At 73.6% G+C, this 2,021-nt stretch carries 2 protein-coding genes and 1 pseudogene; 2 read left to right on the top strand and 1 reads right to left on the bottom strand.

Features of this window, described 5'->3' with window-relative positions:
* Positions 1–222 precede the first annotated feature (222 nt).
* The gene (locus tag QH270_RS23370) at positions 223–471 is read left to right on the top strand and encodes a hypothetical protein (RefSeq protein WP_280346192.1); all 249 of its coding nucleotides are present in this window, start codon (positions 223–225) and stop codon (positions 469–471) included.
* Positions 472–551: 80 nt separating this feature from the next.
* Positions 552–1,730: an NAD(P)/FAD-dependent oxidoreductase gene (locus QH270_RS23365; protein WP_280346191.1), complete on the top strand. Its 1,179-nt coding sequence runs from the start codon at positions 552–554 to the stop codon at positions 1,728–1,730.
* Positions 1,731–1,791: 61 nt separating this feature from the next.
* Here the strand turns inward: QH270_RS23365 and QH270_RS23360 are convergent.
* Positions 1,792–2,021: pseudogene (locus tag QH270_RS23360) on the bottom strand (RNA pseudouridine synthase); the annotation flags it as partial.

The raw sequence follows: 2,021 nt of genomic DNA, 5'->3' as shown, positions 1-2,021 counted from the left end.
GGGTCCGGCGGAACACGTGCGAGAGGTAGCGGGCGATCGCGGCCGCGGCGGCGGCCCGGGGGTTTGGGGGCGCCCCCCCCCCCCCCCCCCCGGGCCCCCCCCCCCCCCCTCACCGGCTGGCCCCCCGCCGCGGGGGTGCGGGGGGCGGCGGGGGGGGGGGGGGGCGCGCCCCCCAACCCCCGGGGCGCCGCCGCGGCCGCGATCGCCCGCTACCTCTCGCACGTGTTCCGCCGGACCCCGGCCAAGCTCGCCTACGTCGGCGGCGAACCGGTCTTCTATGCGGAGGTGGTCAACGGGGAGCCCGCGGTGGTCGCGGTGGTCGACGACCGGATCATCACGGTGCTGAGCGTCGTCGCGACACCCGACGGCGTCGCGGCGGTGCACCTGCAGGTGAACCCGGAGAAGCTGGACCGGCTCAACCGGCAGTGGGCGGCCGCGGGACCGCATCGGCCACTCGCCGTGGCCTGGTGACCCACATCACATCCATTCCCTGTCAGGGATCGCGCGCCTATCCGGTTCAGGAGGGGAGTCCATCCCGATAGGAGCGAGCCATGAAGCACCGCATTGTCGTCCTCGGAGCCGGGTACGCCGGAGCCACCACCGCCGGCCGTCTCGCGAAGCGGCTGCACCGCGACGACGTGGAGATCACCCTCGTCAGCGCCGACGCCGATTTCGTCGAGCGGGTGCGCATGCATCAGCTCGCGGCGGGCCAGGACCTGCGGCAGCGGCCGCTGCGTGAGCTGTTCGCCGGTACCGGCGTGCGGGTGGTGACCGCGCGGGTCACCGCGGTCGACGTCGACCGCAAGCTGGTCCAGCTGGCCGATTCCGAGCCGCTGGCCTACGACTCGCTGGTCTACGCGCTCGGCAGCACCGGCGCCACCGATGTTCCCGGTGTCGTCGAGTACGCCCACAGTGTGGCGGGCAAGCAGGCTGCGCTGCACCTGCGGGCGCGGCTGAACACTCTGACCCCCGGCGCGACGGTCCTGGTCGTCGGCGGCGGCCTGACCGCGATCGAAGCGGCCACCGAGATCGCCGAGGCACACCCGGATCTCGCGGTCACGATCGTCGCGCGCGGCGGAGTAGGGGACTGGCTGCACGAGAAGGCGCAGCGGCACCTGCGTACCGTGTTCGAGCGGCTCGGCATCACCGTCCGCACCGACACCGAGATCACGCGCGTCACCGAGAACGGTGTGATCACCGGCGCCGCAACCGAACTCGACGCCGATGTCACCGTGTGGACGGCGGGCTTCGCCGTCCATCCGATCGCCGCGGCCAGCACCCTGACCGTGTCGGAGACGGGCCGGATCGTCGTCGACATCACCATGCGATCGGTCTCGCACCCCGAGGTGTACGCGGTGGGCGACGCCGCACAGGCCCCCGGTCCGGACGGACGTCCACTGCGCATGTCCTGCGCCGCCGGCACACCGATGGGTTGGCGGGCGGCCGATGCCATCGCCGCCAGGCTGACCGGCAGCACGGTGCCCGAGGACGCCATCGGCTATGCCGCGCAGTGCATCAGCCTCGGCCGCCGCGACGCCGTCTTCCAGCGCGTGAGCTTCGCCGACGAGCCCACCTCGACCGTCCTCACCGGCCGGCTCGGTGCCCGCGTCAAGGAGTTCATCTGCGCGGGCGCGGCCTGGGGCGTCGGCCATCCGACGGTCCTGATGCCGACCCGTCGTCGGCGGATCGTCGCGGCCGACGCGCGCGAGGACCGGGTCGCCGCACGGTGAACTGCGGTGATCCGACCGGTGGCAGCGAGGGACTCGTTGCCACCGGTGGGTTCAGCTCGGGTCAGTCGGTGATCGTGGACAATCGCTCGTTCGCGATGGCCGGCAGATCCGCGGCTGCGGCCGGGTCGGCGCCCAGGGGCTCCCAGAAGTCGGGGCCGGGGGTGGCCCGGACGTCGAGGACCGGTGGGGTGAGCCAGTCGGCGTCCAAGCGCAGCTGCCAGGAGTGCAGGTGGGTGCGGGGGAAGGCGGCGGTGCGGTCGAACAGCGGGTCGCCGAGGATGGGGTGGCCGA

Origin of the sequence: Nocardia neocaledoniensis (assembly GCF_029868625.1) — a bacterium.
GTDB lineage: Bacteria > Actinomycetota > Actinomycetes > Mycobacteriales > Mycobacteriaceae > Nocardia > Nocardia neocaledoniensis_A.
The sequence above is the reverse complement of the archived record's forward strand: the minus strand, read 5'-3'. Positions and strand labels throughout refer to the sequence as shown.

What these genes read in the sequence shown, in the direction of transcription:
- QH270_RS23365 (WP_280346191.1), top strand. Translation starts at nt 552, where the DNA reads ATGAAGCACCGCATTGTCGTCCTCGGAGCCGGGTACGCCGGAGCCACC.